The following is a 6,725-nucleotide window of genomic DNA, read 5'->3' as shown; positions in this document are numbered from 1 at the left end:
GAACAACTCCGTTGTGGTCACCAACAACGCCAACCCGGTCATCACCAACAACGCCAACAACAACGGCTCGAACAACTCCGTTGTGGTCACCAACAACGCGAACCCTGTTGTCACCGGCAACGCCAACAACAACGGTTCTGGTAACTCGGTCGTCGTCACGGACAATGCAAACCCGCGCGACAACCTGAACAACAACGGTTCCAACAACTCGGTCGTGGCGACCAACAACGCCAACCCGACCGTTGTCATCACCGGCAACATGAACAACAACGGCTCGAACAACTCCGTTGTGGTCACGAACAACGCCAACCCGGACATCCGCGACAACGCCAACGGTGGTCTGTTCGGCAGCTCGGGTGGCTCCTCGAAGAAGGGTGGCAACGGCGACCAGCAGGGCGGCGACAAGCTCGTCGGCGCCAAGGTCAACGCCACCGGTGGGTCCTCCGACCCGCGCTGCATCGCTTCCCTCGTCGGCCTTGGCGTGCCGCTGGTCCTGATGCTGCCGCTCGCGCTGGCTAACCAGGCGGGCCTCCCGGGCCTGGGTCAGGCAAACGGCCAGGCTGGCGACATCTTCACCGCGGCCGCCCGCAACGCTGGCCTCGATCCTGCCCAGGCGATGGCAATCGGCGGCGGTATCGTCGGCCTGGTTTCCGCGCTGCTGATCGCTACCGCGGTACGCACCTGTGTCCCGGACGTGCAGAGCGTTGACATCAACGTCAACGGCTCGTCCCGCAAGGATAAGGAGGAGGCGCCGACGACGGTTGCGCCGGTCGTCGAGACGCAGTAGCCCCTCAATGCGAAAACCCCCGCTCAGCGGGGGTTTTTCTTGTGCGCCCGGAGGGATTCGAACCCCCAACCTTCTGATCCGTAGTCAGATGCTCTATCCGTTGAGCTACGGGCGCAGTGGCGGAGATGACAGGATTTGAACCTGCGGCCCCCGTCAAGGGGGCAACTCCTTAGCAGGGAGCCCCATTCGGCCACTCTGGCACATCTCCAGCGCTGTGTACACATTACCTGTATCCGGGCAAGCAGCCAAATATCACCGAAATCCGTCCGTATACTCGGCCGCATGAAAATCCACACGTGGCTCAATTCCGGACTGGCAGCACGCGACAATTCCGGCGACACCGCGGACTACCTCCTCTGGTTCCCCGCGGCACTGGACACGCTCGGCACTGGTCCGCTCACCGGCTCGCTGCATTTCACGCCGAAAACATCGGTGCTGCGCGACGCACCCGAAGGCACTGTGCTGCTCGGTATCCCAGCGGGTGATCTTCAGGGCATTCTGCCTATCGACGACACCACCACCCCCATACACCTCACCAACCCCCTCCCCCTCGAGCAGATTCAGGTCGTCGCCGGCCAGAACCGTCCCGACACCAAGCGCGCCATCGAAATCCTGCGTGACGTTCCCGGCGAGCGCCAGTTCCACACCATGCCGGAACTCTTCCCATAAGAAGTAATTGGCGGAGACGAGGGGATTTGAACCCCTGGAGGGATAAACCTCGCCGGTTTTCAAGACCGGTGCATTCGGCCGCTCTGCCACGTCTCCTCGTCGCAAAGCAAGTGCGACGCACATACTCTACAACACGTCGCGCGTCGCTCAATCTCGGTAGCCTGGCCGCATGAAAGCGATCACACTTATCGACGACACCAACCCTCGCTCCCTCGAACTCACCGAAGTGGACACCCCGCAACTGCAGGACGGGGAGGTACTGGTCAAGGTCACGGCGGCGGGCGTGAACCGTGGCGACATCGTGCAGGCCGAAGGTAAGTACCCGCCGCCGAAGGGCGAGTCGGAAATTATTGGCCTGGAGTGCGCCGGCGTGATCGAGGACCCGGGCACCACCGGCCGCGAAAAGGGCGAAGAGGTCGGCTGCCTGCTGGCGGGCGGCGGGTACGCCGAATACGTCGCGGTGCCGGAAGGGCAGCTCACGCCGAAGCCTGCGAACCTCACGTTGGAGGAAACCGCCGGCGTGGTGGAGGCAGCCTGCACGGTGTGGTCGAACCTGGGCATGCTCGCCGGCATCCAAAAGGGCGACAACGTGCTCATCCACGGCGGCGCGGGCGGCATCGGCTCGTTTGCCATCCAGTTGTGCAAGGCGCTGGGCTGCACCGTCGCCGTCACTGCGGGTAGCCAGGAGAAGCTCGACTACTGCAAGGGCCTCGGCGCGGACGTCCTTATTAACTACAAGGAGCAGGACTTCGCCGAGGAACTCAAGGCCTGGGCGGACGTGATCCTCGACGTGGTTGGTGGGCCGTACCTGGAGCAGAACATCAAGACGCTCAACACCGACGGCCGCCTCGTGGTCATCGCGGTGCAGGGCGGGCCGAAGGGCACGCTATCGCTTGGCCGGATGATGCCGAGGCGCCTGTCGGTCCACGCCACCACCCTGCGCGCCCGTCCGCGTCCGATGAAGGCGGAGATTGTCGCCTCGACGGTGAAGAACGTCTGGCCGCTCATCGAGTCCGGCCAGATCAAGCCCAACATCACCTCCACGTTCCCGCTTGCCGATGCCGCCAAGGCCCACGACCACATGGATTCCGGCGACAACACCGGAAAGATCATCCTGATCGCGTAGCCGAGCGGAACGAGGCTACGCCAGCGAGGCGACCGTGCGCACCAACTGCTCGATGTCGTTCTGGGTATTAAAGGGCGACATGGCGATGGTGACGGCGCCGCCCATGTCGGCGACGCCCATGTCGTCGAGAAGCTGTGTCTGCGTCGTCTGAGCAGCGACAATACCGTGCGTGACCAGGCGATCCAGCACGGTTTCCGACGGCACGCCCCGCACACCGAACGCCAGGCGCGGGATGCGCTCCACACGCGCATCCTCCGCCGCCTCGCCCGTCACACCAACAATGTGCACCGCAGGCAGCGTGCCCAAAAACGTATGCAGATCATCGCGCAGTCCGTTCAGGTACGCGGTGGTCTCCCCCATCGAGTACTTCAAGCGATTGCGTCTCGACGACCTCCCCGCCGCCCCCTCAACCAACGACGCATAGTGCTCCACCACAGCCGGCACACCACCAGCAAGACCAGGCGACACCTCCAACTCGAGAGCCTCACGGTCCAAACGCTTAAACATCGCCACGTCACGGAAAATCAGGGCCGCGATCTCCGGGCCACCGAACTGGGCCATGTCCACCGCAGCGATATCGGCACCCCACGCATCCAAATCCAACGGACGGTACGGGGCGTACGCCGACGCATCCACAAGCACCCACGCCCGGGACTTCTCACGCACCGCCTCCACAATGTCCGCAACGCCCACAACGTTGCCCAACTCCGGATGCGCCGCCGGCACCGACACCAAACGCGTCGACCCGTCCGCAATGTCGCGGTACTGCCACGCCGGCAAATCGCCGGTAGCCAGATCGGCCTGCGCCCAAGTCGTCGCTACGCCAGCGCGCTGCAAACGCCCCGACAACACCGGACGATCCACCGGATTCAGCACCATCGACGAGTTATGCCGCAACATCGGACGCATCGCCGACACCAACGCCGAATACAACGCCGGCACACTCGGCCCCAACACCACCTGCTCCGGCATCACCCCAGCCAAATCCGCAATAGCGACCCGCGCCGCCATCGGATACTCCGCCCCCTCCGGCAAACCAACATCCGACCGGGAATGCGATCCCAACACCGGCTCCGGCGGCGGCACCGACGCAGCATTACGGAAACTGCGCGCAACCGCCCCCGCAACCTTCTCCGGCACCTGCGGCGACACATGCGCATTCAGATACGTCCAACCGCCACCCAACGACCCGTAAAGCCCACGGACCCCCCACACGTCATAAGCCACGGCCGACCTCCTTCACGCAAGAACGCCCTTAATTATGCACGTGCGTCCGACACAGCGCACACCACCAGCTCGGGGGCACGAAAGTTGTGCACTAGGGTGAACTGCGTGCATAACGTAGAACAACTGCGCGATGACGTCGCCCGGATGACCAGCGCGCCTGGCGAAAACACCCCGCCATCAACATCCAAAACGTTCCGGCGGGCATTCGACGACCTCATCCGCGGCTGGGGCCAACACGAGCTCTGGCTCCAACTCGGCTGGCAAGACATCAAACAACGCTACCGACGCTCCACACTCGGCCCCCTGTGGATCACCATCGCCACCGGTGTGATGTCGCTCGCCCTTGGCCTGCTGTACTCCATGCTGTTCCAAATCGACGTCGCCGAATTCCTCCCGCACGTCACCGTCGGCTTCATCGTCTGGGGCTTCATCTCCGGCTGCATCAAAGACGGCGCGAACGTCTTCATCGAAAACGAAGGCCTGATCAAACAGCTCCCCTCCGCCCTGTCGGTCCACATCTACCGGCTCGTGTGGCGCCAAACGCTGTTCCTGGCCCACAACATGGTCATTTGGGTGCTACTCGCCCTGATCTTCCGCATCCCCATCACCCTGAACACACTCCTGTTCATCCCAGGTATGGCCCTGCTGCTGGTCAACGGCGTGTGGGTCGCCATGTTCTTCGGCATGGTGGCCACCCGCTTCCGCGACGTCGCCCCGCTGCTCGAAGCCCTCGTCCAACTCCTCTTCTACGTCACCCCAATCGTGTGGACGACGAGGACGCTGAAGGACCAGGGTGGTGTCGTCGAAAAGCGTGCAATGCTCGCCGAAATCAACCCCCTGTTCCACTACCTCGAAATCGTCAGAGCACCGCTTATCGACGACCCCGTCGCCGCCTACCACTGGCTCATCGTCATCGCCTGCACCATCGTCGGCGTACTCATCACCCTGCTGGCCATGAAACAGTGGCGCTTCCGCGTGCCGTACTGGGTCTAGGAGTCTAGGAGTTACACATGGTTTCCATCGACACCTACAACGCCTGCGTCGACTTCCCCATCTTCGACGCCAAATCCCGCTCCCTGAAAAAGGCCATGATGTCCTCGGCCGGCGGCAAAATCGGCCAGAACGCCTCCAACACCGTCGTCGTCGAAGCACTCCGCGACATCAACCTGCATTTAAGGGAGGGCGACCGCGTCGGCCTCGTCGGCCACAACGGCGCAGGTAAAACCACCTTGTTGCGTTTGCTCTCCGGCATCTATGAACCCACCCGCGGCGTCGCCGACGTGCGCGGCCGCGTCGCCCCCGTCTTCGACCTCGGCGTCGGCATGGACCCCGAAATCTCCGGCTACGAAAACATCATCATCCGCGGCCTGTTCCTCGGCCAGACCCGCAAACAGATGAAAGCCAAAATGGACGACATCGCCGAATTCTCCGAACTCGGCGACTACCTCTCCATGCCCCTGCGCACCTACTCCACCGGCATGCGCGTCCGCCTGGCGTTGGGCGTGGTCACCTCCATCGAACCCGAGATCCTGCTTCTCGACGAAGGCATCGGCGCCGTCGACGCCGCCTTCATGTCCAAAGCCCGCGTGAGGTTGGCCGAAATGGTCGAGCGCTCCGGCATCCTCGTGTTCGCCTCCCACTCCAACGACTTCCTGGCGCAGTTGTGCAACACCGCGTTGTGGGTGGACAAGGGCGAAATTAGGGAGGCCGGCCTGGTTGCCGACGTCGTCCGCGCCTACGAGGGCCCCGAAGCCGGCGACCACGTCGCAGAACTAGTGCAGCGCTTCCACGGGTAGGTGTCAACCATCTCCCGAAGAAAGTTCCCCGCCCGGGAACTTTCTTCGATTTCGGCCCCCAAAAGTTTCACTTTCCCCAGGACGCCGGGCGGCACACCCCAAAAAAGTTCCACGAATCCCATTATCGCTGGGAACTTTTTTGCATCAGGGACTCGACGAGGCCCAGGCATTCAAACATCGTCCTGGACGAGCACCTCGCGGGCGTCCATCCCGCCAAGGTCATCTTGAGGTTGATGGAAGAGTCTTTGTTGCGCTGCTTATAGTCCGAGTGGTGTTCGCCGTCGTACATCACGGCAATCTTCAGATCAGGAATGGCCAGGTCAAACGTGGTCACTGTCCTGCCGTCGACGACCAGCGGCACCTGCTCCTGCACGACGTGGCCATACCGAGCCGCGAGCACCGCAACGAGAAGGCGCATCTCGGTCTCCTTGGGGGAATCAGCAAGAGAGCTGCTGAGCCGCAAGACCTTCCTTAACCAACTGGCGTTGATTTTGTGGCGGGCAGCTGCCGTAATGTCGGCGAGTGTGATGCCCCAGAAGCGACGGACACAGTCGACGAGTTGCACCGCTCGGACTTCCTCGGCAGACAGGCCCTCTACATCGACGACATTCCAACAGTGCTCCCCGCGTTTGACCTGGATCAACGCCTGGACAACTGCCGCCACTGGGCTAGCCGTCCGAAGGCCAACGCCACGGTGGGTGACTTTCCAAATGGGGAAGGTTGCTCGGGAGTGGCGTCGGATCGTCGGCAAGCAAGGCCCTGCGAGTTGGTTGCGTCCCGAGGAGGCGAGCAGCGTGGTGTCGGCTCCTTCGACCAGGTAGGGCAAGCCATAGAGGGCGAGTGCCGAGAAGCCGGAGACGATGCTGCCGGGGCGTTCGACGGCGTGGGCGATGGCACGGGCGGCGGCGCAGCCGTGGTAGCGCACGCCGCGTGGGTGGTGACGGGCGTCGTTGTCCACCCGCCATTCTTCACGGCAGTGTTCGGTGGCGAGGTAGCGGTCGGCGCTGACTTGGTGGTAGGTGAGGTCGGGTGTGCGTTGTTTGTCGTGGATGAGGATTGCTTCGATGTCGACACTCATGCCGTTTCGTAGGTTCGTCATGGTTATTAGACGCAAGAACGA

7 protein-coding genes and 3 tRNA genes are annotated in these 6,725 nt (G+C 62.9%); 5 read left to right on the top strand and 5 right to left on the bottom strand.

Annotation, left to right across the window (positions count from 1 at the left end):
- Nucleotides 1-787: hypothetical protein (locus HMPREF3145_RS11790; protein WP_210384144.1), on the top strand; the 787-nt coding region annotated here is incomplete at its 5' end.
- A 42-nt stretch (nucleotides 788-829) separates the two neighbouring features.
- On the opposite strand, the gene HMPREF3145_RS04280 is transcribed toward HMPREF3145_RS11790, so the two are convergent.
- Nucleotides 830-902: transfer RNA gene (locus HMPREF3145_RS04280), tRNA-Arg, on the bottom strand.
- 2 nt (nucleotides 903-904) lie between these two features.
- Nucleotides 905-995 (bottom strand) — tRNA-Ser (locus tag HMPREF3145_RS04275).
- Between the two features lie 74 nt (nucleotides 996-1,069).
- Between HMPREF3145_RS04275 and HMPREF3145_RS04270 the strand changes: the two genes are divergently transcribed.
- On the top strand, nucleotides 1,070-1,456 hold the full coding sequence (locus tag HMPREF3145_RS04270) for a hypothetical protein (protein ID WP_070422012.1): 387 nt from the start codon (nucleotides 1,070-1,072) through the stop codon (nucleotides 1,454-1,456).
- A gap of 8 nt (nucleotides 1,457-1,464) precedes the next feature.
- Here the strand turns inward: HMPREF3145_RS04270 and HMPREF3145_RS04265 are convergent.
- Nucleotides 1,465-1,552, bottom strand: a tRNA-Ser gene (locus HMPREF3145_RS04265).
- A 73-nt stretch (nucleotides 1,553-1,625) separates the two neighbouring features.
- Here HMPREF3145_RS04265 and HMPREF3145_RS04260 point away from each other — a divergent pair.
- The gene (locus tag HMPREF3145_RS04260; protein ID WP_070422011.1) at nucleotides 1,626-2,582 is read left to right on the top strand and encodes an NAD(P)H-quinone oxidoreductase; all 957 of its coding nucleotides are present in this window, start codon (nucleotides 1,626-1,628) and stop codon (nucleotides 2,580-2,582) included.
- Between the two features lie 15 nt (nucleotides 2,583-2,597).
- Here HMPREF3145_RS04260 and HMPREF3145_RS04255 read toward each other — a convergent pair whose 3' ends face one another.
- Complete coding sequence (locus HMPREF3145_RS04255) at nucleotides 2,598-3,809, bottom strand: aminotransferase class V-fold PLP-dependent enzyme (RefSeq protein ID WP_070422010.1); 1,212 nt, start codon at nucleotides 3,807-3,809, stop codon at nucleotides 2,598-2,600.
- Between the two features lie 144 nt (nucleotides 3,810-3,953).
- Here HMPREF3145_RS04255 and HMPREF3145_RS04250 point away from each other — a divergent pair, with 144 nt between their 5' ends.
- Together HMPREF3145_RS04250 and HMPREF3145_RS04245 are read left to right on the top strand one after the other, a co-directional pair.
- Nucleotides 3,954-4,802: a galactan export ABC transporter permease subunit Wzm/RfbD gene (locus HMPREF3145_RS04250; RefSeq protein ID WP_070422009.1), complete on the top strand. Its 849-nt coding sequence runs from the start codon at nucleotides 3,954-3,956 to the stop codon at nucleotides 4,800-4,802.
- Nucleotides 4,803-4,819: 17 nt separating this feature from the next.
- Complete coding sequence (locus HMPREF3145_RS04245) at nucleotides 4,820-5,605, top strand: galactan export ABC transporter ATP-binding subunit Wzt/RfbE (RefSeq protein WP_070422008.1); 786 nt, start codon at nucleotides 4,820-4,822, stop codon at nucleotides 5,603-5,605.
- A gap of 121 nt (nucleotides 5,606-5,726) precedes the next feature.
- Here the strand turns inward: HMPREF3145_RS04245 and HMPREF3145_RS04240 are convergent, their stop codons facing one another.
- The gene (locus HMPREF3145_RS04240) at nucleotides 5,727-6,683 is read right to left on the bottom strand and encodes a hypothetical protein (protein WP_070422007.1); all 957 of its coding nucleotides are present in this window, start codon (nucleotides 6,681-6,683) and stop codon (nucleotides 5,727-5,729) included.
- Between the last annotated feature and the right edge of the window lie 42 nt (nucleotides 6,684-6,725).

The organism is Corynebacterium sp. HMSC05C01 (genome assembly GCF_001807155.1).
Classification (GTDB): Bacteria; Actinomycetota; Actinomycetes; order Mycobacteriales; family Mycobacteriaceae; genus Corynebacterium; species Corynebacterium coyleae.
The sequence above is the reverse complement of the archived record's forward strand: the minus strand, read 5'-3'. Positions and strand labels throughout refer to the sequence as shown.